General features: G+C 71.4%; 22 protein-coding genes and 2 tRNA genes. 9 read left to right on the forward strand and 15 right to left on the reverse strand.

Going from position 1 to position 23,858, the window contains the following annotated elements; translation table 11 throughout:
- Window positions 1-44: 44 nt before the first annotated feature.
- From IO29_RS04150 to IO29_RS04180, 7 genes are all read right to left on the reverse strand, one after another.
- Window positions 45-887: a TrmH family RNA methyltransferase gene (locus tag IO29_RS04150; protein WP_078618001.1), complete on the reverse strand. Its 843-nt coding sequence runs from the start codon at window positions 885-887 to the stop codon at window positions 45-47.
- Window positions 884-2,200, reverse strand: a complete 1,317-nt coding sequence (locus IO29_RS04155; protein ID WP_234307341.1) for an HTTM domain-containing protein — start codon at window positions 2,198-2,200, stop codon at window positions 884-886. The genes IO29_RS04150 and IO29_RS04155 overlap by 4 nt, the downstream gene beginning before the upstream one ends.
- Before the next feature lie 14 nt (window positions 2,201-2,214).
- Complete coding sequence (locus tag IO29_RS04160; protein ID WP_420705348.1) at window positions 2,215-2,952, reverse strand: DUF5819 family protein; 738 nt, start codon at window positions 2,950-2,952, stop codon at window positions 2,215-2,217.
- Window positions 2,953-3,045: 93 nt separating this feature from the next.
- Complete coding sequence (locus tag IO29_RS04165) at window positions 3,046-3,393, reverse strand: rhodanese-like domain-containing protein (RefSeq protein WP_030376901.1); 348 nt, start codon at window positions 3,391-3,393, stop codon at window positions 3,046-3,048.
- An 86-nt stretch (window positions 3,394-3,479) separates the two neighbouring features.
- Window positions 3,480-4,313: a J domain-containing protein gene (locus tag IO29_RS04170; RefSeq protein ID WP_030376902.1), complete on the reverse strand. Its 834-nt coding sequence runs from the start codon at window positions 4,311-4,313 to the stop codon at window positions 3,480-3,482.
- A 204-nt stretch (window positions 4,314-4,517) separates the two neighbouring features.
- Entirely contained in the window at window positions 4,518-5,969 is a 1,452-nt protein-coding gene (locus IO29_RS04175; RefSeq protein WP_030376903.1) for a DUF2252 domain-containing protein, read from the reverse strand.
- Window positions 5,970-6,102: 133 nt separating this feature from the next.
- Window positions 6,103-6,189: transfer RNA gene (locus IO29_RS04180), tRNA-Leu, on the reverse strand.
- A gap of 545 nt (window positions 6,190-6,734) precedes the next feature.
- Between IO29_RS04180 and IO29_RS04185 the strand changes: the two genes are divergently transcribed.
- The 6 genes from IO29_RS04185 (at window position 6,735) to pknB (ending at window position 14,891) form a co-directional block, all read left to right on the forward strand.
- On the forward strand, window positions 6,735-7,583 hold the full coding sequence (locus IO29_RS04185; protein ID WP_030376904.1) for an FhaA domain-containing protein: 849 nt from the start codon (window positions 6,735-6,737) through the stop codon (window positions 7,581-7,583).
- Between the two features lie 10 nt (window positions 7,584-7,593).
- Window positions 7,594-8,118 carry an FHA domain-containing protein FhaB/FipA gene (locus tag IO29_RS04190; RefSeq protein ID WP_030376905.1) on the forward strand — a complete coding sequence of 175 codons (525 nt, stop codon included), beginning with the start codon at window positions 7,594-7,596 and terminating at the stop codon, window positions 8,116-8,118.
- A 128-nt stretch (window positions 8,119-8,246) separates the two neighbouring features.
- A complete protein-coding gene (locus IO29_RS04195; protein ID WP_234307333.1) occupies window positions 8,247-9,758 on the forward strand; it encodes a Stp1/IreP family PP2C-type Ser/Thr phosphatase in 1,512 nt (503 codons plus the stop codon).
- Between the two features lie 27 nt (window positions 9,759-9,785).
- Window positions 9,786-11,225: an FtsW/RodA/SpoVE family cell cycle protein gene (locus IO29_RS04200; protein WP_030376907.1), complete on the forward strand. Its 1,440-nt coding sequence runs from the start codon at window positions 9,786-9,788 to the stop codon at window positions 11,223-11,225.
- Window positions 11,222-12,706 (forward strand): peptidoglycan D,D-transpeptidase FtsI family protein, encoded by a 1,485-nt coding sequence (locus IO29_RS04205; RefSeq protein WP_030376908.1) that lies wholly within the window; start codon window positions 11,222-11,224, stop codon window positions 12,704-12,706. Before IO29_RS04200 ends, IO29_RS04205 begins: the two co-directional genes overlap by 4 nt.
- A 169-nt stretch (window positions 12,707-12,875) precedes the next feature.
- Window positions 12,876-14,891, forward strand: coding sequence for a Stk1 family PASTA domain-containing Ser/Thr kinase (gene pknB, locus IO29_RS04210; protein WP_030376909.1), 2,016 nt, complete (start codon window positions 12,876-12,878; stop codon window positions 14,889-14,891).
- 123 nt (window positions 14,892-15,014) lie between these two features.
- Here pknB and IO29_RS04215 read toward each other — a convergent pair whose 3' ends face one another.
- From IO29_RS04215 to IO29_RS04235, 5 genes are all read right to left on the reverse strand, one after another.
- A complete protein-coding gene (locus tag IO29_RS04215) occupies window positions 15,015-15,857 on the reverse strand; it encodes a class E sortase (protein ID WP_030376910.1) in 843 nt (280 codons plus the stop codon).
- A gap of 78 nt (window positions 15,858-15,935) precedes the next feature.
- The gene (locus tag IO29_RS04220; protein ID WP_078618027.1) at window positions 15,936-17,015 is read right to left on the reverse strand and encodes a class E sortase; all 1,080 of its coding nucleotides are present in this window, start codon (window positions 17,013-17,015) and stop codon (window positions 15,936-15,938) included.
- A gap of 521 nt (window positions 17,016-17,536) precedes the next feature.
- Window positions 17,537-18,175, reverse strand: a complete 639-nt coding sequence (locus tag IO29_RS04225; protein ID WP_030376912.1) for an aminodeoxychorismate/anthranilate synthase component II — start codon at window positions 18,173-18,175, stop codon at window positions 17,537-17,539.
- Window positions 18,172-18,369: a hypothetical protein gene (locus IO29_RS37555; protein WP_199806829.1), complete on the reverse strand. Its 198-nt coding sequence runs from the start codon at window positions 18,367-18,369 to the stop codon at window positions 18,172-18,174. Before IO29_RS37555 ends, IO29_RS04225 begins: the two co-directional genes overlap by 4 nt.
- A gap of 93 nt (window positions 18,370-18,462) precedes the next feature.
- The gene (locus IO29_RS04235; protein WP_030376913.1) at window positions 18,463-19,320 is read right to left on the reverse strand and encodes a DUF881 domain-containing protein; all 858 of its coding nucleotides are present in this window, start codon (window positions 19,318-19,320) and stop codon (window positions 18,463-18,465) included.
- A gap of 153 nt (window positions 19,321-19,473) precedes the next feature.
- Here IO29_RS04235 and crgA point away from each other — a divergent pair, with 153 nt between their 5' ends.
- The gene (gene crgA, locus IO29_RS04240) at window positions 19,474-19,731 is read left to right on the forward strand and encodes a cell division protein CrgA (RefSeq protein ID WP_030376914.1); all 258 of its coding nucleotides are present in this window, start codon (window positions 19,474-19,476) and stop codon (window positions 19,729-19,731) included.
- Window positions 19,732-20,015: 284 nt separating this feature from the next.
- On the opposite strand, the gene IO29_RS04245 is transcribed toward crgA, so the two are convergent.
- Together IO29_RS04245 and IO29_RS04250 are read right to left on the reverse strand one after the other, a co-directional pair.
- The gene (locus tag IO29_RS04245; protein ID WP_030376915.1) at window positions 20,016-20,927 is read right to left on the reverse strand and encodes a rhomboid family intramembrane serine protease; all 912 of its coding nucleotides are present in this window, start codon (window positions 20,925-20,927) and stop codon (window positions 20,016-20,018) included.
- Window positions 20,928-21,117: 190 nt separating this feature from the next.
- Window positions 21,118-21,651: a peptidylprolyl isomerase gene (locus IO29_RS04250; RefSeq protein WP_030376916.1), complete on the reverse strand. Its 534-nt coding sequence runs from the start codon at window positions 21,649-21,651 to the stop codon at window positions 21,118-21,120.
- Window positions 21,652-21,839: 188 nt separating this feature from the next.
- Here IO29_RS04250 and IO29_RS04255 point away from each other — a divergent pair, with 188 nt between their 5' ends.
- The gene (locus IO29_RS04255; RefSeq protein WP_030376917.1) at window positions 21,840-22,544 is read left to right on the forward strand and encodes a DUF5324 family protein; all 705 of its coding nucleotides are present in this window, start codon (window positions 21,840-21,842) and stop codon (window positions 22,542-22,544) included.
- A gap of 490 nt (window positions 22,545-23,034) precedes the next feature.
- On the opposite strand, the gene IO29_RS04260 is transcribed toward IO29_RS04255, so the two are convergent.
- Window positions 23,035-23,107 (reverse strand) — tRNA-Ala (locus IO29_RS04260).
- Window positions 23,108-23,291: 184 nt separating this feature from the next.
- On the opposite strand from IO29_RS04260, the gene IO29_RS04265 reads away from it, so the two are divergent.
- The gene (locus tag IO29_RS04265; protein WP_030376918.1) at window positions 23,292-23,840 is read left to right on the forward strand and encodes a helix-turn-helix domain-containing protein; all 549 of its coding nucleotides are present in this window, start codon (window positions 23,292-23,294) and stop codon (window positions 23,838-23,840) included.
- Window positions 23,841-23,858 lie beyond the last annotated feature (18 nt).

Consider the following 23,858-nt stretch of genomic DNA (forward strand, 5'->3'; position numbering starts at 1 on the left):
GGAGCCCCTTGAAGGGACGGGAAGGGTAGGGGCGGCGGGGGCGATCAACCCGCCCCGCCCCCACCCCCCGCACTCCAGTGGAACAACGCCATCCCCACACTGGTGGCGAGGTTGTAGCTCGACACCTGCGCCCGCATCGGCAACGCCACCAACCGGTCCGCCCGCCCCCGCACCTCCTCCGAGAGCCCGCTCCGCTCCGACCCGAACACCAGCAACGCGTCGTCCGGAACCCGCAGCCTCCGAATGTCCTCCCCCTCCGGGTCCAGCGCCCACACCGGCCCCTCGGGCAACTCCTCGACGTCCACCCGCTCCACCGCCGTCGCGAAGTGCAGCCCCGCCCCGCCCCGCACCACCGCCGGATGCCAGGGATCGAGCGTGCCGGTCGTGACGACACCCGTCGCCCCGAACCCCGCCGCGAGCCGGATGACGGCACCGGCGTTCCCCAGGTTGCGCGGATTGTCGAGCACGACGACCGGCGCACGCCGCGGCGCGTGCGCCAGCGCCCGCAGGTTCGCCTCCCGCGCCGGCCGCTCCGCGAGGGCGGCCACCCCCGTGGGATGCGGCCGGGCGACGAGCGCCCGGTAGGCGGGCTCCGGGACCTCGGTCAGCAGCGCCGCCAGCCCTTCCCGCACGTCCGGCGCCAGCTCGTCGGCGAGCGCGAGGGCCGCCGTCCGGTCGGCGGCGACCGCGACGGGCACGCGGGCGCCGAAGCGCAGCGCGTGCTTGAGCGCGTGGAAGCCGTCGAGCAGCACGGCCCCGTCGGCACGACGGCGCCACAGCCGCACAGCGGCCTCAGCCCCGGACGACGGACCCGCCGCCCCGGAGCCGGAGGACGAGGCAGCCGCCCCGGAACCGGACAACGAGGCCGCCGCCTCGGGATCGTTCATGCCGTGAAGCCTACGTGCGACTCCGCGGCCGGCTCCTCCGTCCGCGGCCCCGGCACGACCGCTCCGTCCCGGGCGGTACGGCCGAGGCGGGCGGACACCGCCCGCCGCCCCCGCAGCGCCCACCCGCCGACGCGCCGCAGGAAGGACGTCGGCAGGAACACCGCGTCCGCGGCGATCATCGCCAGCGAGAAGAACGGCAGTCCGAGCAGCAGGGCAATCGCCGCGTGCTCGGTCATCATGACCACGAGCAGCGCGTTCTTGACCCGCCGGTTGAGCAGCGTGAACGGGAACGCCACCTGGACGATCACCGTGCCGTAGGTCACCAGCAGGACCATCACCCCGCCGGCGCCCAGCAGTTGGGAGAGCGCGGGCCAGGGGGAGAAGTAGTCCAGGTGGAGCGGGTAGTAGACGGCGGTGCCGTCCTGCCAGCGCGAGCCCTGGATCTTGTACCAGCCGGCCGTCGAGTAGATCAGGCACGCCTCCGCCATGACGACGAGCAGCGCGGCGTTGTGCGCGAGGTTGGCGACGACGTCCAGCAGGAGGCGCGGCTCGCCGCCCGGCGCCCGGCGCCCGGCGTACCACCACAGGCCCTGCACCGCCCACAGCCCCCAGAACACGACCGCCCAGCCCGCGGTGAGCTCCCCCGCACCGCTCGCCACGGCCAGCGCGGCGCCCAGCACGGCCCACAGGGCGGGGCCGGCGCGGTCCGGCGCGGGAGCGGAGCCCCACGCGCGTGCGGCGCGGGCCCGCCGCTCCCGGCGCTCGTCCAGGGACCACACCTGGGCGCACCGCGTGAACACCAGGTAGATCGACATCAGATGGATGACGTTGTCGCCGCCGTCGCCCATGAAGACGCTGCGGTTCTGGAGCGACAGCACACCCACCATGAACAGCACGGACGCGGCACGGGTGCGCCAGCCCAGCAGCAGCGCGACGCTGGAGAGCACGGCCAGCGCGTAGACGAGTTCGAACCAGACCCGACTGTCGGACCACATCAGCACGGTGAAGGCGTGGTTCTCCGCGATCAGCCGCTCGGCCAGGTGCCAGCTCCACGGCCCGTCGGGCCCGTACAGCTCCGCGCGGTGCGGGAACTCGCGCACCAGGAACATCAGCCAGGTCAGGGAGAACCCGATCCGGACGACCGCGCTCTGGTACGGGCCGAGCGCGACCGCGGTGGCCCGGGTGATCCCGCGCGCGAGGGAGGCGGAGAGGCGGCGCGGAGGGGTGAGGTCGGGAGCGGCGGGAGCGGGAGCGGCAGGGGCGGGGGCGGGAGCGTCGTTCGCGCTCCTGTCGGCCCCGTCCTCGCGGTGCATGTCGTCGTGGTCCCTCACGCGTCCGTCCCCGTCCCGTCGTCGTTCTTCGACAGCGTCCACCACGGGAGCACCCGGTAGACCGGCTTGTCGGAGACCTTCTCCCCGCTCCAGTCGGGCGGCTGGACGTTGGTCGTGCTGGACCGCAGCTGGACCCGGGTCACGGTGTTCTCGCGGACGTCCGCCGACAGCCGGTCCAGGCGGCGCGCGACGATACGGCGCAGATAGCTCTCGGAGAGGTCACCGCGCGTGCCGGACGGGCGGCCCGCGTTGTCGTGCGAGGAGACGTAGAAGTCCCAGGCCCGGCGCAGCTCGTTCTGCTGGGTGTGGCTCGGCAGCGGATTGTGCAGGATGTCCGCCCCGTCGAGCGCGGACAGGTCGTACCAGCCGGTGGTGCGCACGGCACCGCCGTCGGTGCGGAGGTCGGCGCGGACCTGGACGTCGATGTTCTGCTGCAACGGGTTGGGCGCGAACAGCTTCCAGTTCTGCTCGAACTCGGGGTAGATCCAGTCGTCGACGGCCTGGCCATGCTGCTTGGTGAGCGCGTTGGCGGGCGCGACGTGCAGGAACACCATGCCCAGGTGCACGAGCGTGCCCACCGCGACGACGGCGAGCGCGAGCGCGGCGGCTATCTGGTAGCGCGGCGACAGCGCGGTGATCCCGGCGGGGGCGCGGTCGGGGGGCGGGGCGTCCTCCGCCACGGTCGGTGCCCCGCCCTCGTCGTACCTGTCCATTCCGCCCCGTCTCCCCAGCAGTCGTCCCGGTCACCGCGCGGTCGTGCGCACCGGAACGGTACTCAGCCCCACACGTCCCGCACAGCTCCGGGCACGACCGTGACCGTCGTCCTGCTAGAGCACGAACCCCGGCTCGCCCTTGTCGTCCACGACCGGGCGGCCCCCCGCCGCCCACGCCTGCATGCCGCCGTCGACGTTCACCGCGTCGACGCCCTGCTGCGCGAGGTACATGGTGACCTGGGCCGAACGCCCGCCCGAGCGGCAGATCACATGGATCCGGCCGTCCTGCGGGGCGGCCTCGGTCAGTTCGCCGTAGCGGGCCACGAAGTCACTGAGGGGGATGTGCAGCGCCCCGGCGGCATGGCCCGCCTGCCACTCGTCGTCCTCGCGGACGTCCAGCAGGAAGTCGTCGTCCTTGAGGTCCGCGACCTCGACCGTGGGTACACCAGCTCCGAAAGGCATGGCCCCGACGCTACCGGACCGGGCCCCCGGGCGTGCGCCGTCCCCGAAGGGGCCGCGGGGGAGCCCCGTAAGGGGCCCGTGCGCGCTCAGTCGCGCCAGCGGGCCAGTTCGGCCTCGCGCTCGGCGACCTGGGCCAGGAGCTGCTCGGCGACCTCGTCCAGGAGGCGGTCGGGGTCGTCGGGCGCGATCTTCAGCATCGACCCGATCGCGCTCTCCTCCAGCTCACGGGCGACCACCGTGAGCAGTTCCTTGCGCCGGGCGAGCCATTCGAGGCGGGCGTACAGCTCCTCGCTGCGGCTCGGTCCGCGCTCCTCGGGGGCCGGGCCCGCGGCCCACTCCTCGGCGAGTTCGCGCAGCTGTGCCTCGTCGCCGCGGGCGTACGCGGCGTTGACCCGGGTGAGGAACTCCTCGCGGCGCTTGCGCTCGTCCTCGTCCTGGGCGAGGTCGGGGTGGGCCCGGCGGGCGAGTTCGCGGTACCGCTTGCGGGCCTCGTCGCTGGGGCGGACCCGCTCGGGCGGGCGTACGGGCTGGTCGGTGAGCATCGCGGCGGCCTCGGGGAAGAGGCCGTTCTCGTCCATCCAGCCGTGGAAGAGCTCCTCGACGCCGGGCATGGGCATGACGCGGGCGCGGGCCTCGTCGGCGGCGCGGCGGTCCTCGGGGTCGCCGGTGCGGGCCGCCTTGGCCTCGGCGATCTCGGCGTCGAGTTCGTCGAGGCGGGTGTACATCGGGCCGAGCTTCTGGTGGTGCAGGCGGGAGAAGTTCTCGACCTCGATACGGAAGGTGTCGACGGCGATCTCGAACTCGATCAGGGCGTCTTCGGCGGCCCTGACGGCCTGCTCGAGCCGGTCCTCCGGGCGCGGTTCGGACGAACCGTCCGCCGACGGTTCGGGTGCGGTGGGCTCGGCTTCGGGCGTCGTCACCCACCCAGCGTAAGACACGCCCGTCCCCGGCCCACCAAAAGATGCGCGCCCCTTCCCCAACAGGGGGCGCCCCCAATCTTTCAGGGGCGCGGGGAACTGCGCGACAAGCCACGACGCGCCCGCACTCGCCAACGGACCCGATCCCCCGCCCCATGACGCGTTCCGGGGCGCAGCCCCGAACCGGCGGCGAGGGGCGCAGCCCCCTCAGACGCCCGTCTCCGCCGGCACCCTGCCGGCGGCCACCGCCGCCACCAGCGCCGCATGGTCCCGCTCGACACCCTCCGCGTACGCCACGGCGAACGCGGACAGCGCCTCGTCCAGTTCCGCGTTCTTGCCGCAGTAGCCGGCGATCAGCCGCGGGTCCGCGCTGTGGGCGTGGGCGCGGGCGAGGAGCGCGCCGGTCATCCGCCCGTAGTCGTCGATCTGGTCCGCGGCGAGCGCCGCGGGATCCACGCTGCCCTTGCGATTGCGGAACTGCCGCACCTGGAACGGCCGCCCGGCCACCGTCGTCCAGCCCAGCAGGATGTCGCTGACGACCTGCATCCGCTTCTGCCCGAGCACCACCCGCCGCCCCTCGTGCGGCACCTCCGGCACGGCGTGCCCCGCCGTCGCGAGGTGCGGCAGGAGCGCCGAGGGGCGCGCCTCCTTCACCTGGAGCACCAGCGGCTCGCCCCGGTGGTCGAGGAGCAGCACGACGTACGACCGCGTGCCCACACTGCCCGTGCCGACGACCCGGAACGCCACGTCGTGCACCGCGTACCGGGCGAGCAGCGGCAGCCGGTCCTCCGGCAGCGTCGTCAGGTACTCCGCCAGGGACGCCGCCACGGCCGCCGCCTCCGCGTCCGGCACCCGGCGCAGTACGGGCGGCGCCTCGGTGAAGCGCCGGCCGCCCGCCCCGTCGTCCTCCGTGGACTTCGCGGCGAACCGTCCGCTGGTGTTGGCGCGGGCCTTCGCCGAGACCCGCTCCAGGGTGCCGAGCAGGTCGTGCGCGTCGGAGTGGGAGACGAGTTCCTCGTCGGCGATGGCGTTCCAGGCGTCCAGCACCGGCAGTTTGGCCAGCAGCCGCATGGTGCGCCGGTAGGCGCCCGCCGCGTCCCGCGCGGCCGCGGCGCACGCGTCCTCGTCGGCGCCGGCCTCGCGTCCGGCCAGCACCAGCGAGGTGACGAGCCGCTTGAGGTCCCACTCCCAGGGGCCGAACACGGTCTCGTCGAAGTCGTTGAGGTCGATGACGAGGCCGCCGCGCGCGTCGGCGTACAGGCCGAAGTTGGCCGCGTGGGCGTCACCGCAGATCTGAGCGCCGATGCCGGTGGCGGGGGTGCGGGCGAGGTCGTACGCCATCAGGCCCGCCGAACCGCGCAGGAAGGCGAACGGCGACGCGGCCATCCGGCCGACCCGTAGCGGCGTGAGCTCGGCCAGCCGACCGCGCCCCGACTCCTCCACGGCGCTGACCGCGTCCGGCCGCTCCGGGGCGGGCGTGTACGCGGCGTGCGCCTCGCGGGGCACCCGGTGGCGCAGCGCCTTGCCCTCCTTCTTCGGCGACCCCGGCGCGGCCCGCACGGCGAAGCCCTCCACATGCGGAATCCGCACCGCCTCCGCGCCCGCTTCCACTCCGGTACCAGTCACCCCGACCGCCTCCCCCACACCCGTGACGCCCATCGATTGCGGCACGACCGTACAACCGCGCTCACCGCCCCCGACGCCCGCCCCGTGAGATACCTCACGACCGCCCCCGCGCAGGTCCCCGGAACGCGGAAAGTCCCCCAGGTCCGAGACCTGGGGGACTTCCGTGTGGTGCGCGAGGGGGGAGTTGAACCCCCACGCCCTTGCGGGCACTGGAACCTGAATCCAGCGCGTCTGCCTATTCCGCCACCCGCGCATTGGGTGTGTCCTCGGGTTCCGGCCGTTTTTTCGCCGCCGTCGCCCTCCGACATGCAGAAGATTAGCACGCTGCACAGGGTGGGTTCATCTCGCTTTCCCGGGCCCGGGGACCCCGCTCCCCGGCACGTCCGCCGCCCCTCGCAACACCCCCGGCGCCCCCTGCCCCGCCCCGCGCCGGCGCCCGTACCGGCCCCTTCCGTATCAACGCGCCTCCCGTCACGTATCAACCTCGTACCGGTCCCGCCCGTCTCCCCGGAAGCCGGGCGGGACGCACAGCCGGGTGCGGGACACTGGTCTCCGGCCGCCTCTACGATCCCCCCTGCGGGACACCGTCCCGGGAGGAGTTCGAAGCGGGGCCGTACCGGGAATCCGGACCACCGGGAGCCGGGACGTTCCGACACCCTTCGACCGGGCCGACAGGGGGAACCAGCCGATTTCCCGGCGCGTGGATACGATCAGTAAGCAGTACGAGCAACACGGGCGGCGCGAACCGCTCGGGCGGTACGAGACAGGGCAGAGCGGCAACGACGGAGGAGGTGCCCCATGGGAGTCCTGAAGAAGTTCGAGCAGCGTCTCGAAGGTCTGGTCAACGGCACCTTCGCCAAGGTGTTCAAGTCGGAGGTCCAGCCGGTCGAGATCGCGGGCGCGCTGCAACGCGAGTGCGACAACAACGCGACCATCTGGAACCGCGACCGCACGGTCGTCCCCAACGACTTCATCGTGGAGCTGAGCGCACCGGACTACGAGCGCCTCAGCCCCTACTCGGGCCAGCTCGGCGACGAGCTGGCCGGCATGGTCCGCGACTACGCCAAGCAGCAGCGCTACACCTTCATGGGCCCGATCAAGGTCCACCTGGAGAAGGCGGAGGACCTGGACACCGGTCTGTACCGGGTCCGCAGCCGCACCCTCGCCTCCTCCACCGACCAGCAGGCCCCGGGCGGCCGGCCCGCCCCGGCCGCACGCCCCGGCGCCGCCCCCGGCGGCTACGGCTACCCGCCGGCCGCCGCGCCCGCCGGAGCGCCCCCCATGCCGTCCGCGCCGCCGCCCGGCGGCCGTCCCGGCGCCGCGCCCTACGGCTCCCGGCCGCCGTCCGCCCCCGCGGGCGGCGGACGCACCCGCCACTGGATCGAGATCAACGGCACCCGCCATCAGATCTCCCGCCCGACGCTGGTGCTGGGCCGCAGCACCGACGCCGACGTGCGGATCGACGACCCCGGCGTCTCCCGCCGGCACTGCGAGATCCGGACCGGAACGCCCTCGACGATCCAGGATCTCGGGTCCACCAACGGCATCGTGGTGGACGGACAGCACACCACCCGCGCTACGCTCCGCGACGGCTCGCGGATCGTCGTGGGCAGCACCACCATCATTTACCGGCAAGCCGAAGGGTGAAGCGGGGGCAATGTCAGAGCTGACCCTCACGGTCATGCGGCTGGGTTTCCTGGCCGTACTGTGGCTGTTCGTGATCGTGGCCGTGCAGGTCATCCGCAGCGACCTGTTCGGTACGCGCGTCACCCAGCGGGGGTCGCGCCGGGAGGCCGGGCGCCAGCCGCAGCAGCAGGCCCAGCGCCAGGCGGCGGCTCCCCCGCCGCAGCGCCAGCAGTCCGGCGGCGGCGGCCGGCAGCGCCGCGGCGCCCCGACCAAGCTGGTCGTCTCCGAGGGCACCCTCACGGGCACCACGGTCGCGCTCCAGGGGCAGACCATCACGCTCGGCCGGGCACACGACTCCACGATCGTGCTGGACGACGACTACGCCTCCAGCCGGCACGCGAGGATCTATCCGGACCGGGACGGCCAGTGGATCGTCGAGGACCTGGGCTCCACCAACGGCACCTATCTCGACCGGACCCGGCTGACGACCCCCACACCGATTCCGCTGGGCGCGCCGATCCGCATCGGCAAGACCGTCATCGAGCTGCGGAAGTAGTGCTACGTCATGAATGAGCGCGAGCGGAGCGAGCATGCGGCGGCGGGCCGCGAACCGGCCCCCGGCGCGCTCCCGACCGGAGGGTGGGCACAGTGCGGATGTACCCGGAGCCGACGGGCGAGGTGCGCATGAGTCTGTCACTGCGCTTCGCCGCCGGATCGCACAAGGGCATGATCCGGGAGGGCAACGAGGACTCCGGATACGCCGGTCCCCGCCTGCTCGCCATCGCGGACGGCATGGGCGGCCAGGCCGCCGGTGAGGTCGCCTCCTCGGAGGTGATCTCCACCATCGTCGGGCTCGACGACGACATCCCCGGCTCGGACATCCTCACCTCGCTGGGCACCTATGTGCAGCGCGCCAACGACCAACTGCGCGCCATGGTCGAGGAGGACCCCCAGCTCGAGGGCATGGGCACCACGCTGACCGCGCTGCTGTGGACCGGGCAGCGGCTCGGCATGGTGCACGTCGGCGACTCGCGCGCGTATCTGCTGCGCGACGGCGTGCTGACCCAGATCACGCAGGACCACACCTGGGTGCAGCGCCTGGTCGACGAGGGCCGCATCACCGAGGAGGAGGCGACCACGCACCCGCAGCGGTCGCTGCTGATGCGTGCCCTGGGCAGCGCCGAGCACGTCGAGCCCGATCTCTCCGTGCGCGAGGTCCGGGCCGGCGACCGCTATCTGATCTGCTCCGACGGGCTCTCCGGCGTCGTCTCCCACCAGACGATGGAGGACACCCTCGCCAGCTACCAGGGCCCCCAGGAGACCGTGCAGGAGCTGATCCAGCTCGCGCTGCGCGGCGGCGGCCCCGACAACATCACCGTGATCATCGCCGACGTCCTCGACCTGGACGCCGGGGACACCATGGCCGGGCAGCTCTCGGACACGCCGGTCGTGGTCGGCGCCGTCGCCGAGAACCAGAACCACCCGCACGACAACGGCATCATGCAGACGCCCGCCGGCCGCGCCGCCGGCCTGGGCAGGCAGGGCAGGGGCCAGGGCGGCGGCGAGTTCGGCCCGCCCGGCAGCGGCGACACCACCGGCTACGTGCCCACGGGCAGCTTCGGCGACTACACCGACGAGGACTTCGTCAAGCCCGGCAAGGGCCGCAGGTGGGTCAAGCGGAGCCTCTACACCCTGCTGGTGCTCGCCGTGCTCGGCGGCGGCGGCTACGGCGGCTACCGCTGGACGCAGACGCAGTACTACGTCGGCGCCAACGGCGACCACGTGGCGCTCTACCGCGGCATCAGCCAGGACCTCGCCTGGGTGAACCTCTCCAAGGTGCACAAGGACCACCCCGAGATCGAACTCAAGTACCTGCCGTCCTACCAGCAGAAGCAGGTCAAGGCGACGATCGCCGAGGGCGGCCTGCCGGACGCCCGTTCGAAGATCGACGAACTCGCGGTGCAGGCCTCGGCGTGCGAGAAGCAGGCCGCCCGGGAGAAGGCCGAGAGCCAGAACAAGACCACGACCGGCAGCACCAAGGGAACCGACACCAGCACGTCGGCGTCCAAGGGGACGCCCGACCCGTCGAACACCAAGTCGCCGGACAAGTCCAAGACCGCACCCACTCCCAACCCCGGCCCCAGCCTCTCGGAGGAGGAGCAGAAGGTCGTCTCGCTGTGCGGTAAGCAGCAGTAGGCAAGCCGTGAGGGGCCCTGTCACACGATGAGCAGTACTACCAACACGTCGACGCACCACACGTCCACGATCGGCTCGATCGGCACGCCGAGCCGCCGCAACACCGAGCTGGCGCTGCTGCTGTTCGCGGTCGCCATCCCGGTGTTCGCCTACGCCAACGTCGGTCTCGCCCTCAACGACCAGGTGCCGCCGGGGCTGCTCGGCTACGGTGTCGGGCTCGGTCTGCTGGCCGGCGTCGGCCACCTCGTGGTGCGCAAGTTCGCCCCGTACGCGGACCCGCTGATGCTGCCGCTGGCCACGCTCCTCAACGGGCTCGGCCTGGTCGTCATCTGGCGTCTGGACCAGTCCAAGCGGCTCCAGGCACTGCCCACCTTCGTGTCGGCCGCCCCCAGACAGCTGCTCTACACGGCCCTCGGCATCGCCCTGTTCGTGGCCGTCCTCGTCTTCCTCAAGGACCACCGCGTCCTCCAGCGCTACACGTACATCTCCATGGTCGTCGCGCTGGTCCTGCTCGTCCTGCCGCTCGTCCCGGGCCTCGGCGCCAACGTCTACGGCGCCAAGATCTGGATCTCCATCCCCGGCCTCGGCACCCTCCAGCCCGGTGAGTTCGCCAAGATCGTGCTGGCGATCTTCTTCGCCGGCTACCTGATGGTGAAGCGGGACGCGCTCGCCCTGGCCAGCCGCCGCTTCATGGGCCTGTACCTGCCCCGCGGCCGCGACCTCGGCCCGATCGTCGTCGTCTGGATCATCTCCATCCTGGTCCTGGTCTTCGAGACCGACCTCGGCAGCTCGCTGCTGTTCTTCGGCATGTTCGTCGTCATGCTGTACGTCGCCACCGAGCGCACCAGCTGGATCGTCTTCGGTCTGCTGATGTCCGCCGCCGGCGCGGTCGGCGTGGCCTCCTTCGAACCGCACGTCCAGCAGCGCGTCCAGGCCTGGCTCAACCCGCTGCACGAGTACAAGCTCAGCCAGCAGGGCGTGATCGGCCACTCCGAGCAGTCCATGGAGGCCCTGTGGGCCTTCGGCTCCGGCGGCACGCTGGGCACCGGGCTCGGCCAGGGCAACTCGGACCTGATCAAGTTCGCCGCCAACTCCGACTTCATCCTCGCCACCTTCGGCGAGGAACTGGGGCTCGCCGGACTCATGGCGATCCTGCTGCTCTACGGGCTCATCGTGGAGCGCGGCGTGCGCACCGCCCTGGCCGCCCGCGACCCGTTCGGCAAGCTGCTCGCCGTCGGCCTGTCCGGCGCCTTCGCGCTCCAGGTCTTCGTCGTCGCCGGCGGTGTCATGGGCCTCATCCCGCTGACCGGTATGACGATGCCCTTCCTGGCGTACGGAGGTTCCTCCGTCATCGCCAACTGGGCACTGATCGGCATCCTGCTGCGCATCAGCGACACCGCGCGCCGCCCGGCCCCGGCCCCCGCCCCCAACCCCGACGCCGAGATGACCCAGGTGGTCCGCCCGTGAACAAGCCGCTGCGCCGCATCGCGATCTTCTGCGGGCTGCTGATCCTCACGCTGCTCATCCGCGACAACTGGCTCCAGTACGTCAAGGCCGACAGCCTCAAGGACGACACGCTCAACCGCCGGGTGGCCATAGCCCGCTACGCCACCCCCCGTGGCGACATCATCGTCGGGGGCACCCCCATCACCGGGTCCGCCAAGACCTCCGGCGACAACTACAACGACTTCGCGTACAAGCGCACGTACAAGGACGGCGCCATGTGGTCGCCCGTCACCGGCTTCGCCTCGCAGGCCTTCGGCGCCACGCAGCTGGAGTCCATCGACGACGACTGGCTCACCGGCGACGACGACCGGCTCTTCTTCCGCAACACGCTCGACATGATCACGGGCAAGAAGAAGCAGGGCGGCAACGTCGTCACGACGCTCAACGCCGCCGCGCAGAAGGCCGCCTACCAGGGCCTGTCGAAGGTCGGCGGCAAGGGCGCCGCCGTCGCCCTCGACCCCGAGACCGGCGCGATCCTCGCCCTGGCCTCCTACCCGTCGTACGACCCCTCGTCCTTCGCCGGCAACCGCGACTCCGACACCAAGGCGTGGAGCAAGCTGCTGAAAAAGAACGACCCGGCCGAGCCGATGCTCAACCGGGCGCTGCGCGAGACCTACCCGCCGGGCTCGACGTTCAAGGTGGTCACCGCCGCCGCCGCGCTGGAGAACGGGCTGTACGACTCCGCGGACCAGAAGACCGACTCCCCGCTGCCCTACACCCTGCCGGACACCACGACCGAGCTGAAGAACGAGGGCAGCATCCCCTGCAAGGACGCGACCATGCGCGTCGCGCTCCAGTACTCCTGCAACACCGTCTTCGGCAAGATCGGCGTCGACCTCGGCAAGGACAAGATGGCCGACGAGGCCGAGAAGTTCGGCTTCAACGAGGAGCAGTTCACGCCGACCCGCTCCAACGCCTCCGTCTTCCCCACCAAGATGGACCGGCCGCAGACCGCGCTCAGCTCGATCGGCCAGTTCGAGACGGCCGCGACCCCGCTCCAGATGGCCATGGTCGCCTCGGCGGTCGCCAACGACGGCAAGCTGATGAAGCCGTACATGGTCGACAAGCTCCAGGCGCCCAACCTGGACGTGATGTCGCAGACCGACCCGGAGGAGCTGAGCCGGCCGCTCAGCGAGAAGAACGCCCAGGTCCTGCAATCGATGATGGAGACCGTCGTCGAGAAGGGCACCGGCACCAACGCCAAGATCGACGGCGCCACCGTCGGCGGCAAGACCGGTACCGCCCAGCACGGCGTCGACAACAGCGAGAAGCCGTACGCCTGGTTCATCTCGTACGCCAAGATGCCCGACGGCAGCAAGCCGGTCGCCGTGGCCGTGGTGGTCGAGGACGAGAACGCCAACCGTGACGACATCTCCGGTGGCGGTCTGGCCGCGCCGATCGCGAAGAACGTCATGCAGGCGGTCATCAACAGCAAGAAGTGACCCCCGTCACGTCCCCTTCACATCGGTGCACGTTGCGATACCGGTCCTGTATCGGGTGCCGGGAGTGGCCAGGTCACGCAGAGCGAGCCGGGTACCGTAGGCCCGGCAGCACACCGCCTCACCGCACGCGGGTGTGGTCGGGACCGACGGAGAGGGCTGGTAGGTAACCATGGAAGAGCCGCGTCGCCTCGGCGGCCGGTACGAGCTGGGCCAGGTGCTCGGCCGTGGTGGCATGGCCGAGGTCTACCTCGCGCACGACACCCGGCTCGGCCGCACCGTGGCGGTGAAGACGCTGCGGGCGGACCTCGCGCGTGATCCGTCGTTCCAGGCCCGGTTCCGCCGGGAGGCCCAGTCGGCCGCCTCGCTCAACCATCCCGCGATCGTCGCGGTCTACGACACGGGCGAGGACTACGTCGACCAGGTCTCGATCCCGTACATCGTCATGGAGTACGTCGACGGCTCCACCCTGCGTGAACTGCTGCACAGCGGGCGCAAGCTGCTGCCGGAGCGGTCCATGGAGATGACCATCGGCATCCTCCAGGGCCTGGAGTACGCCCACCGCAACGGCATCGTGCACCGCGACATCAAGCCCGCCAACGTCATGCTCACCCGGACCGGCCAGGTCAAGGTGATGGACTTCGGCATCGCCCGTGCGATGGGTGATTCCGGCATGACGATGACGCAGACCGCGGCCGTCATCGGCACCGCCCAGTACCTCTCCCCGGAGCAGGCCAAGGGCGAGCAGGTCGACGCGCGCTCGGACCTGTACTCCACCGGCTGCCTGCTCTACGAGCTGCTGACGGTCCGGCCGCCGTTCGTCGGCGACTCCCCGGTCGCCGTCGCCTACCAGCACGTGCGCGAGGAGCCGCAGCCGCCGAGCGTCTTCGACCCCGAGATCACGCCCGAGATGGACGCGATCGTGCTGCGGGCGCTGGTCAAGGACCCCGACTACCGCTACCAGTCGGCCGACGAGATGCGCGCCGACATCGAGGCCTGCCTCGACGGCCAGCCCGTCGCCGCCACCGCCGCCATGGGCGCGGTCGGCTACGCCGGCTACGGCGACGACCAGGCCACCACCGCCCTGCGCACGGACCAGGCCCCGCCGACCACGATGCTGCCGCCGGTCAACCCGGACGACGGCGGCTTCGGCTACGACGACCGCCCCGACCGGCGCCGCCAGAAGAAGTCGAACACCTCGACGATCCTCCTGGTCGTGGCCGGTGTGCTGGTGCTGATCGGCGCGATCCTCATCGGCAAGTACCTGTTCACCGGTGACGGCGCGAACGACGGCAAGGTGACCGTCCCGAACTTCGTCGGACAGAGCCTCGACGACGCGCGACAACAGGCCGACAACGTCGACCTGAAGCTGTCCGCCACCAAGAAGCCCTGCGACGACCAGCCCAAGGGCAACATCTGCTCGCAGACCCCGGACGCCAAGGGGGAGGCCGAGAAGGGCGACACCATCGACGTGGTCGTCTCCACGGGCGCGCCCAAGGTGGCGGTGCCGAGCGTGGTCGGCGACAGCCTCGACGACGCCACCTCGAAGCTCGAGGACGACAAGTACCAGTTCAACGTGAAGACGAAGACCAAGGAGTCCTCGGAGGAGCCGAACACCGTCCTCGACCAGGACCCGGCCCTCGGCAGCGAGGTCGAGAAGGGCTCCACGATCACCCTGACCATCGCCAAGGCGGAGTCGAAGTCCACGGTGCCGGACGTCACGGGCCAGGACTGCGACACGGCCAAGGCGCAGATGGAGCAGAACGACCTCACCGGCAACTGCACCGAGGTCGAGACCGACGACGCCTCGAAGGTCGGCAAGGTCATCCAGACCTCGCCGCAGCAGGGCGCCCAGGTGGACAAGGGCTCGCAGGTCACCCTCCAGATCGGCAAGGCGAAGGATCAGGAGCAGGTCCAGGTGCCCAACGTCATGGGGCAGCGCCTGAAGGACGTGAAGGCGGCCCTCCAGAACGCCGGGCTGAACGTCGGGACGATCAACGGCTCCCAGGACGACAACGCGTTCGTGACCGGCTCCGACCCCGGTCAGGGCAACACGGTCGCCAAGGGCACCGCGGTCAACCTGACCACCCTCGGCGGGAACAACGGCAACAACAACGGCGGCAACGGCAACGGTGGCGCCAACTTCTTCGGCGGGGTCACCGGCACGGCGTTCCGCACGGAGGACTGAGCCCCACGGGGCACGGCGAAGGCCCTGGCACCCGGGAACGGGTGGCCAGGGCCTTTGCCGTCAGTGCGGGAGCGAGTGGCCAGGGCCTTCGCCGTCAGCGCGGGACCGGAGCGGTGCCCGGACTCAGCCGAGTTCCTTCGGCGGGGTGCGGTCGGCGTCGACCTTGTCGACGCGGACCAGCTTGCCCCAGACCACGTAGCGGTACGTGGAGGTGTAGACCGGGGTGCAGGTGGTGAGCGTGATGTAGTGGCCGGGCTTCTTCACGCCCGCCTGCTCCGGCACCGCCCCCAGGACCTTGACGTTGTACTTCGAGGTCTCGGGGAGGATCGCGAAGACCTTGTAGACGTACCAGTCGTCCTTCGTCTCGAAGACGACCGGGTCGCCCTTCTCCACCTTGTCTATGTTGTGGAACTTCGCCCCGTGGCCGTCCCGGTGCGCGGCGAGCGCGAAGTTGCCGGTCTTGTCGGTGGTCGGCAGGGTCGCCTTGACGGGGTCCGTGTAGTAGCCGGCCACACCGCCGTTGAGGATCTTCGTGGACGTGCCCCTGCGGACCAGCACCTCGCCGTTCTTCATCGCCGGCACGTGCAGGAAACCGATGCCGTCCCCGGTGTCCAGGGCGCCGGGGCCCTTGCCGTTCTCCGAGGCGGCCCAGTTGTGGCGGACCTTGTCGGCACGCTTGTCGGCCTGACGGTCCGCTATGACGTTGGTCCACCACAGCGAGTAGACGACGAACAGGCCCAGTACCAGGCCGCCGGTGATGAGGAGCTCGCCGAAGACGCCGACCGCCGTGGCGACCGGTCCGCCGCGCCGGCGCCGGTCGGTGCGGCCGCCGCGGCCCGTACCGGCGTTCCCCGTAGCGGCGTTCCCCGTAGCGGCGTTCCCCGTACCGGCGTTCGCGTCCGGGGCCGGGTCCGGTCCGGTTGACGGCACGTCGGTCCCCTCGTCGCGGCCGGTCGTCGCTCCCACTGCATCCGCCCCGTCTGTTCCGTCTGTTCCGTTGTCCGTACGTCCTGCTGGCGCGCCACGCTACTGGACGGGCTGCCGCTACTGGACGAGCGCGTCCGGCTTGCCCTTGCTGCGCGGCCGCTCCTCGACCATCTTCCCCCAGACCACCAGGCGGTACTTGCTGGTGAACTCCGGTGTGCAGGTGGTCAGGGTGATGTAGCGGCCCGCCTTGGTGAAGCCGGAACCCGCCGGGACGGGGTCGAGGACCGCCGTGTTCGAGGGGGAGGTCACCGGAAGGACCGAGGCCATCTTGTACACGTAGTAGGTGTCCTGCGTCTCCACCACGATCGAGTCGCCCGCCTTGAGGCGGTTGATGTAGCGGAACGGCTCGCCGTGGGTGTTGCGGTGGGCGGCGAGCCCGAAGTTGCCCGTCCTGGCGTCGGGCATCGCGGTCTTCAGCGTGCCCTCGCCGTAGTGGCCGACCATGCCCTTGTCGAGCACCTTGGTCTTGCTGACGCCCTCGGCGATGGGGGCGACGACGTCCAGCTTGGGGATGTGCAGGATGGCGAAGCCCTGGCCGGGCTCGAACACGCCGGGGGCGCGTTTGCCGCTGGCCCAGTCCTGCTGGAGGTGCTTGGCGGCGCTGCCGGCCTCCTGGTGCGCGCGGACGTTCGACCACCAGAGCTGGTAGGTGACGAACAGCAGCATCAGCACGCCGGCGGTGATGAACAGTTCCCCGACGGCCCGGCTCACGATCACGCCGGCCCCCGGCCGCCGGGACCGCGCGGCCCGCCGTGCCTCGACGCGGGAGAGCGGGGGTGCGGCGCCGTCGCGTCCAGCGGCCGGTTGTTCCGCGGGGCGGCGGCCGTGCCGCTTGGCGGCCCTGCGCCGCTCGGCCCTCCCGCCGACGGCCGCGCCCCCGGCCGCGGCGGCCCGCCGCTGCGCCTCGGCGACGGCGGAGGGTCCGAGCGCCATGGTCTCGTCGTCCCCGGCGGCAGCGGCGCGGGGGCCGTTCGCGGCCTCCGGGGTCTCGACCGGCGCCCGCTCGCCCACGGGCGACTCGGGCCCACCGTCCACCGGCCGCCCGTGCCGGGCCCGGGGGGCGCTCCCGGCCGCCGGGACGCCGGGCCGGACGGCACCGCGCGGAACCGCTCCGGAGGCTTCCTGGGGGGCGGGCATGGGCCCGCCGTACGCGGCAGACACACCGCCCCGGGCGGCGGCTCCGCCGGGGCCGGCCGCGTGACCGTGCACGGCCGCCGCAGGCGCCGTGGGCGGGGCGGGGCGGCCGTTCGCCGTGGGTCCGGCCGGGCGGCCGTACGGCGACGGGCCGGCCGGCGCGGGCGGTCCCGAGACCGGGGGCAGCGGCCCCCCGTACGGCGCCGCCCCGGGGCCCGGCGGCGTGCCGTACGGGGGCGTGCCATGCGGGGGCGTATCGGCGCCGTACGGGGGCGTATCGGCACCGTACGGCGGCAGGAGCGCCGTTTCGTCGGCGCCGTACGGCGGGAACACGGCCGTACCGTCCTCGGCGTACGACGGCCGCATCGTCGTACCGTCGTCGGCGTACGGCGGGAGGACCGCCGTCTCGTCGTACGTGGCCGGGGAGCCGTCCCCGTACCACCGCTGCTGCCCCGCCCCGTAAGGGGAACCCTGCGGGCCGGCGCCGCTCGCGGTGCCGGTGTCCCGCTCGGGGCGCAGCGCGGTCACGCCGTGGCCCTGCCCACCACCGGGGCGAGCCCCGCCGACCTCGCCACGGCCTCCTCGTCACCGCACTCGGCCAGCCAGTTGGCGAGCATCCGGTGGCCGTGCTCGGTGAGCACCGACTCGGGATGGAACTGCACGCCCTCGACCGGGAGTTCCCGGTGCCGCAGCCCCATCACGATGCCGTCCTCCGTGCGCGCGGTGACCTCCAGCGCGGCCGGGACCGTCGTCGGCTCGGCGGCCAGCGAGTGGTAGCGCGTCGCGGTGAACGGCGACGGCAGCCCCGCGAAGACGCCCGTGCCGCCGTGCACGACCGGCGAGGTCTTGCCGTGCAGCAGCTCGGGCGCCCGGTCGACCACCCCGCCGTACGCGACCTGCATCGACTGCATGCCGAGGCACACCCCGAAGACCGGCACGCCGGTCGCGGCACAGTGCCTGACCATGTCGACGCAGACGCCGGCCTCCTCGGGCTTGCCGGGTCCCGGCGAGAGGAGCACGCCGTCAAAACCGTCCTGGGCGTGCGCCGTCGACACCTCGTCGTTGCGCAGCACCTCGCACTCCGCGCCCAGCTGGTACAGGTACTGCACGAGGTTGAAGACGAAGCTGTCGTAGTTGTCGACGACGAGAATGCGCGCGCTCACTGGTTGTCCACCGTCACATCGTTGAAGGGCAGCAGCGGCTCCGCCCAGGGGAAGACGTACTGGAACAGGACGTAGACCACGGCCAGAATCAGTACGAGCGAGAGGAACGCCCGTACCCACGCGTTTCCCGGCAGATGCCGCCAGATCCAGCCGTACATGCCGTCCCTTCCCTCGTACCACGGCACCTGACTCACGCCGCACGGCACCAGACTAACGGCGCGGGGCCCCGGGTTTCCGGGCCTCGGGACCACTTCACCGCCGCCGGGTGCGGTTTTACGGGGCCGGCGTCACTCCACGGGCTGGGCGTAGTGCAGGTCCACCGTGCCCGAGTAGCCGGGCAGGGTGACCGTTCCGTCCTCGGTGACCTTCCAGCCGAGTCCGTAGACGTTGACGTAGACCATGTAGTTCTGGATGGCGGGGGAGGCGGCGAGGGCGTCCTGGAGCTTCTCGGGGTCGCCGACCGCGGTGATCTTGTAGGGGGGCGAGTAGACGCGGCCCTGGAGGATCAGCGTGTTGCCCACGCAGCGCACCGCGCTGGTGCCGATCAGCCGCTGGTCCATGACCTTGATCCCCTTGGCCCCGCCCTTCCACAGCGCGTTGACGACGGCCTGGAGGTCCTGCTGGTGGATGACGAGGTAGTCGGGCTGCGGCTCGGGGTAACCGGGCAGCTTGGCCGTGGCGTTGGGCGGGGCGTCGTCGAGCGTGACGGTGACGGCGCCGCCCTTGAGCGGGCGAGTGCCGGCGTTCCTCTCCAGCGCGGAGAGCCGGGCGGAGTCCGCCTTGGAGTCGCCGCCGGCGGTGCGCTTGGCGAGGGACTCGACGTCGTCGCGCAGACTGCCGTTGGACTCGTCGAGCCGTCCGTTCTTCTGGCTGCGCTCCTGGATGAGGTCGGAGAGCTTCAGCAGCGAGGCGTCGGTGCGGAGGTTGGTGCCCTTGGCCGTGTTGAAGCTGGTGAAGAAGAGGAGCCCGGCGAGCGCGAAGACACCCACCGTGAGCACGCGGGCCGGGGGGAACCGGCGCGTCCGGCGGGCGGAGGAGGAGTCGCCGGAGCCGTCCGCGGGTGCGGCGGAGCCCGTCGCGGGCGTGCCGGGACCGGATTCGGGGGAGTCGGAACCGGATTCGGGGGAGTCGGCCGAATTGCTCAACGTACCCTTATCTCCTTGGACGCCATGGAAGCACTACGCTAACGGACGCCCGGGGGAGTGTTGAGGTGCCCTAGTCCGACCCCTTGTACGCTGCTCCGGACCTGCCCCCGTTTCCCTGCGCGGCCACGCAGCGCATCGACAGGAGAGACCCTCGTGCCGAAGTCACGTATCCGCAAGAAGGCCGACTACACGCCGCCCCCGTCGTCGAGGCAGGCGGCCAGCATCAAGCTGACCAACCGCGGTTGGGTCGCGCCCGTCATGCTGGCGATGTTCGTCATCGGCCTGGCCTGGATCGTCGTCTTCTACGTCACCGACGGTTCACTCCCGATCGACGCGCTCGACAACTGGAACATCGTGGTCGGCTTCGGGTTCATCGCCGCCGGGTTCGGCGTCTCCACGCAGTGGAAATGAGGTTGTCCACAGAGTTTTCCACAGCCCCGGCGACCAGTGGAAAAAGAACGACGATCTGTGGATAACTCATCGGCCGTTGACGCCGGTGTGACAGACACACCGGAAGCCGGAAACCTGTTCGCCCCCTGGCTCACCTGCGGAAACTCCGTTCGGTAACAGGGGGCGCGGTTGTTCTCCACGGACCGCACAGGATTCGCCACTCGCTGTGGACAAGGCTGGGTACAACCCGGCGCACGGCACCCCGTACGCGCCCCCTCCGTGTTCGAGCGCCGGGGGCCCGCGGCTCAGGTGAGCTGCGCGGTTCTGACCACCGTCATGACGATCACGGCGGCCAGCACCAGCGCGCACGTGCCGTACTGGATCAGCGCCCGGCGTTCACGCGGTGCGTGCACCATGGCGTAACCGATCACGACACCGGCGACCAGTCCGCCGATGTGCGCCTGCCAGGCGATGCCGCTCCAGCCGAACGTGAGGATCAGGTTGATCACCAGCAGGGCGATCACCGGACGCATGTCGTAGTTGAGCCGGCGGACGAGCACCGCGGTGGCGCCGAACAGCCCGAAGATCGCGCCGGAGGCCCCGAGCGAGGGCTGGTTGGGCGCGGCGACCAGATAACTGAGCGCACTGCCGGCCAGCCCCGAGACCAGGTAGAGCGCGAGGAAGCGGGCGCGGCCGAGGGCCTTCTCCAACGGGGCGCCGAGCCACCACAGGGACAGCATGTTGAAGATGATGTGCGGGTAACCGCCGTGCAGGAACATCGCGGTCAGCAGCCGGTAGTACTGGCCCTCCGCGACGCCCTCGATCGGGCTGTAACCGGTGTAGGAGGCCTGGCCGAGCAGTTCGAAGCGGTTGGTGAAGTCGTCGCCGACGCTCTGCTGGACCAGGAAGAGGGCGAGGTTGAGCCCGATCAGGATCTTGGTGACCAGGTTCGGATCGGCGGTGACCGTGCCGCCCGCGAGGGTGCGGGGGCGGGTGACCGCGTGCGGGTGCCCGGCGCCGGAACCCTGGCGGACGCACTCGGGGCACTGGAAGCCGACGGAGGCGTCCACCATGCACTCGGGGCAGATGGGGCGCTCGCAGCGGGTGCAGCGGATTCCGGTCTCGCGGTCGGGATGCCGGTAGCAGACGGGCAGTTCCGAGGAGCCGTGCGGGTTCTCCTCGCGCGGCCCCCGCGGGCTGCCTGGCGCCTGGTCCATGCCACTCCCCTTCTTCGTCCTCTTCGTCCTCCGTACGACGGCGTTCCCCGCCCCCGAGGTCCTACGGACTCTACGGACGGAAGGGCCGCTTGGTTCCCTCTGGCCCCCCGGTTCCTCGGTCCTCCAGTCCCCGGTTCCCCGGTGTCCCAGTCCCCGGTCCCCCGGTTCCCCAGTCCCCGGTTCCGTCTCCTCAGGACTGCCGGGTCTCCACGACGACGGTCTCCAGGACCACGTCGTCGACCGGGCGGTTGGTGCGGGGGTTGACCGCAGTGAGGGCGATGGCGTCCACGACCTTCTGCCCGGCCGGGTCGACGACCTCACCGAAGATGGTGTGCTTGCGCGTCAGCCAGGTCGTCGGGGACACGGTGATGAAGAACTGGGAGCCGTTGGTGTTGGGCCCGGCGTTGGCCATGGCCAGCAGGTACGGCCTGTTGAAGGACAGGTCCGGGTGGAACTCGTCGTCGAACTGGTAGCCGGGGTCGCCGGTGCCGTTGCCCAGCGGGTCGCCGCCCTGGATCATGAAGCCGCTCATCACGCGGTGGAAGACCGTACCGTCGTAGAGCCGGGCGGTGGACTTCTCGCCGGTGGCGGGGTTGGTCCACTCGCGCTCGCCCGTGGCGAGCTCGACGAAGTTCCTGACCGTCCGGGGCGCGTGGTGCGGCAGCAGCCGGATCTCGATGTCGCCGAGGCTGGTCTTCAAGGTGGCGTAGAGCTGCTCGGCCACGATGTGCCTTCCGTTGTGTTCCTGTGCGTGTCCGATCCTCGCACGTCCGGCGCCCCGCGGCCGCCGCCCCGGCCCGTCTTCCGTGACCCGGATGCCCGTCCCCGCCATGCCCGGTGCCCCGTCCGCAGGCATGATCCGTAAAAGGGTGGAAAGTCGAAATACCGTACGCCACCGAGGAGGAGGAACCCGTGACCCGCATCGACAGCGTGCGCGCCGCGACCGGTTCGGCGAAGGACAGCGTGCTGCACGCCGCGGAAGTGGTGGCGCCCTACGCCGACACGGCCAAGGAGAAGGCCGCGCACTACGCGACCGAGGCTCGCGTACGGCTCGCGCCGAAGGTGTCGCAGGCCACCGAACAGGCCCGCGTCCAGTACAAGGCCCAGCTCGCGCCCCGTCTCGAACAGGCCCTCGCCCATGTACCACCGAAGGTCGACCAGGCCGCGCAGGAGGCCGCCGCGCGCACCCGCAAGGCCGCCCGGCAGGCAGCCGAGTACTCGCGGCCGCGGATCGAGCAGGCGGTGGCCGCGACGGGCCCCGTCCGCGTGGAGGCCGCCGCCCGCTCCGCCGCCGCGCTCGCCGCGCTGCGCGGCCAGGTGTCGCCGAAGGAGATCCGCCGGCTGGTCCGCAAGCAGCAGCGCCGGGCCCGCGCCGGACGGCTGGCCAAGGGCCTGCTGGTGGCGGGCGTCCTGGCCGGTGGTGCCGTCGCCGCCTGGAAGTGGTGGGACAAGCAGGCCAACCCGGACTGGCTGGTCGAGCCGCCGGCCGCGACCGAGGTTCCGGCCGGCGGGCCGCTGACGGCGGTCGACGGCAGCGGCAAGTCCGTGCTGGACCCGGAGGTCCAGGCCAAGCAGGCGGAGGAGGAAGCGGCGAAGGACCGCGACGACCGCCACTGAACCCGGACGAGCCCGAGCCCGGGTGTACCCGGGCCCGCCCGGGCCCACCCGGCTTCATCCGGGCCCACCCGGCTTCGTCCGGTCCGGTTCTCGTGCAGGGGTGTGGACGGAAGACCTCCGGGTCTCCGCTCCGCACCCCTGCCGCCCGTTGTGTCGGCGTTTCACGTGAAACGACGCCCGCGCCGGCCCGTTTACGCCCCCGGTGTGCGATGACGTTTGCAACGCCCCAAGTGCGCGAGTTCCACAGGGAGACCACTAACGGAGTGCTCTCTTCTGGTTACGCGCTCCACGTTGATCCAGCTCACACAGTGAGGGCCCGGCCCCGTCGAGGTGCCCGTACGCCGACGTGATCACCGGTCCGACCGGTCGGTCGCCGCTCACCGCGTTCCGTATTTGCGCAAAGAAAGCAAATAGTGATCGCGGAGCGCGGCCGCAGGGGCACAAAAGAACCGGCCGGCTGCCCGAAAGGGCACCCGGCCGGTCGCGTGCGTGGAGCCTAGGGGAGTCGAACCCCTGACATCTGCCATGCAAAGACAGCGCTCTACCAACTGAGCTAAGGCCCCGGAGGGGTGGCGTCCGGCCGCCGGAATGCACCTGCCGACGGGCGCCGGGGACCAGAGTACCGGGTCACCCCGGGTATCTCGCAAAAAGATGGGGGTCCCCGGAAACGACCACGCTCCGTAAGATGCTCGGCGTGGTTCGCTGTAGCGAACCGCAGTCCTTGGGGAAGCGCGATGGGGAGACGCAATGGACGCCGCACAACAAGAAGCCACCGCAAGAGCGCGGGAGCTTCAGCGGAACTGGTACGGAGAGCCGTTGGGGGCGCTCTTCCGTAGGCTCATCGACGATCTCGGTCTCAACCAGGCACGGCTCGCGGGCGTACTGGGGCTGTCCGCACCGATGCTGTCGCAGCTGATGAGCGGTCAGCGGGCCAAGATCGGCAATCCGGCGGTGGTCCAGCGGGTGCAGCTGCTCCAGGACCTGTCGGGACAGGTCGTCGACGGCAGTGTCAGCGCCGCGGAGGCGACCGAGCGGATGGAGGAGATCAAGAAGTCGCAGGGGGGCTCGGTGCTCAGCAACACCACGCAGTCGACGAACAGTTCGGGTGCGCCCACGGTCAAGCGGGTGGTGCGCGAGATCCAGTCGCTGCTGCGCTCGGTGGCCGCCGCGGGCGACATCATCGAAGCGGCCGACACCCTCGCCCCGACCCACCCCGAGCTGGCAGAGTTCCTCCGGGTGTACGGCGCCGGACGCACCTCCGACGCGGTCGCCCACTACCAGTCCCATCAGAACTGACGCCGCCGGCCCGGCCGC

Source organism: Streptomyces sp. NRRL F-6676 (genome assembly GCF_000725625.1).
Classification (GTDB): Bacteria; Actinomycetota; Actinomycetes; order Streptomycetales; family Streptomycetaceae; genus Streptomyces.

Excerpts from the sequence above, each read along its gene's own strand:
- IO29_RS04155 (WP_234307341.1), bottom strand. The coding sequence starts at position 2,200 with ATGCACCGCGAGGACGGGGCCGACAGGAGCGCGAACGACGCTCCCGCC.
- IO29_RS04220 (WP_078618027.1), bottom strand. The coding sequence starts at position 17,015 with ATGCCCGCCCCCCAGGAAGCCTCCGGAGCGGTTCCGCGCGGTGCCGTC.
- IO29_RS04175 (WP_030376903.1), bottom strand. The coding sequence starts at position 5,969 with ATGGGCGTCACGGGTGTGGGGGAGGCGGTCGGGGTGACTGGTACCGGA.
- IO29_RS04190 (WP_030376905.1), top strand. The coding sequence starts at position 7,594 with ATGTCAGAGCTGACCCTCACGGTCATGCGGCTGGGTTTCCTGGCCGTA.
- IO29_RS04245 (WP_030376915.1), bottom strand. The coding sequence starts at position 20,927 with ATGGACCAGGCGCCAGGCAGCCCGCGGGGGCCGCGCGAGGAGAACCCG.
- IO29_RS04265 (WP_030376918.1), top strand. The coding sequence starts at position 23,292 with ATGGACGCCGCACAACAAGAAGCCACCGCAAGAGCGCGGGAGCTTCAG.
- pknB (WP_030376909.1), top strand. The coding sequence starts at position 12,876 with ATGGAAGAGCCGCGTCGCCTCGGCGGCCGGTACGAGCTGGGCCAGGTG.
- IO29_RS04185 (WP_030376904.1), top strand. The coding sequence starts at position 6,735 with ATGGGAGTCCTGAAGAAGTTCGAGCAGCGTCTCGAAGGTCTGGTCAAC.
- IO29_RS04165 (WP_030376901.1), bottom strand. The coding sequence starts at position 3,393 with ATGCCTTTCGGAGCTGGTGTACCCACGGTCGAGGTCGCGGACCTCAAG.
- IO29_RS04200 (WP_030376907.1), top strand. The coding sequence starts at position 9,786 with ATGAGCAGTACTACCAACACGTCGACGCACCACACGTCCACGATCGGC.
- IO29_RS04195 (WP_234307333.1), top strand. The coding sequence starts at position 8,247 with ATGAGTCTGTCACTGCGCTTCGCCGCCGGATCGCACAAGGGCATGATC.
- IO29_RS04150 (WP_078618001.1), bottom strand. The coding sequence starts at position 887 with ATGAACGATCCCGAGGCGGCGGCCTCGTTGTCCGGTTCCGGGGCGGCT.